This window comes from Levilactobacillus paucivorans, from assembly GCF_001437125.1.
Lineage (GTDB): Bacteria > Bacillota > Bacilli > Lactobacillales > Lactobacillaceae > Levilactobacillus > Levilactobacillus paucivorans.
Window position 1 is genome coordinate 1 of the sequence record NZ_JQCA01000003.1, and the last position, 1,163, is coordinate 1,163.

Genomic DNA, 1,163 nt, shown 5'->3' on the forward strand with positions numbered 1-1,163 from the left:
GCTTTTAAGCTTTATCGAGCTGGCATGAGTGACATTGATGTGTCCCGAAATACAGGTATTAAACGGACGACCTTTATTCGATACCGTGTGAAATACGGTATTAAAAGAAAATAGGGACCCTATTTTCTTTACTTATAGTTTTGGAGGGTGTTTACTAAAGTTTTTTTCTTGGAATCTGATTCCGTGTTTATTAAACCATCGACGAGATGTCATACAAGAATGATACCCTGACTAAAGTGCTCCATAACTGTTAGATTTCTTGTCTAACAATTATGGAGCACTTTACTTTGGCCGGTTGCGGACGATCTTTTATTAGATAAAAAGTAACTAAGCCACTGCTGGCATAGTTGCTTTTCTTCGTGTTTAGGCTTACTATTTTGCAGTGCTATATTTCAATAATTAGCGTTGGGGGCAAGCAAATATGAATAAGCAACTAGAACGTGTTTCTTTTGCGGGGGCACTTGTTACTTTAGGAATTGTGTACGGTGATATTGGCACTTCACCATTGTATGTTATGAATGCATTGATTGGTGACGCCGGTAAAATGGGAAATATTTCTCCCAATTACGTGATTGGATCGATCTCGTTGATTTTTTGGACATTAATGATCATTACAACGTTGAAGTATGTTGTCATTGCAATGCAAGCCGATAATAAGCGTGAGGGCGGAATTTTTGCTTTATATGCATTGGTTCGAAAAAATTCAAAATGGTTAATTTGGCCAGCCTTGATTGGTGGGGCGGCCATTTTGGCCGATGGAACATTAACTCCTGCAGTAACTGTGACTTCAGCCATTGAGGGATTAAAAAAACAACACCTTGGCCCTGTGGTGTTTAGTAATTCTCAACATAACGTCTTGATTATCACAACAGTTGTTCTACTCGTATTATTTATGATTCAACGTTTTGGAACAGGTGTGATTGGGAAATCCTTTGGACCAGTGATGATTTTATGGTTTGGCTTTTTGGCTGTCTTTGGAATCGTTAATCTAATCAATTATCCAATGATATTGAAGGCTATTTCTCCTTATTATGCAATTAGGGTACTATTCAGTCCAGTTAACAAAGTGGGAATCTTTATACTTGGAAGTATCTTTTTGGCAACCACAGGAGCAGAGGCTTTATATTCCGATATGGGTCACGTTGGCAAGCAGAATATTTATG

1 protein-coding gene and 1 pseudogene are annotated in these 1,163 nt (G+C 38.1%); both read left to right on the forward strand.

Going from position 1 to position 1,163, the window contains the following annotated elements:
• A pseudogene (locus IV54_RS11650) lies at positions 1-114 on the forward strand (recombinase family protein); the annotation flags it as partial.
• Positions 115-421: 307 nt separating this feature from the next.
• Positions 422-1,163 (forward strand): KUP/HAK/KT family potassium transporter (locus tag IV54_RS00110; protein ID WP_191980396.1); only part of this gene is annotated, 742 nt, incomplete at its 3' end.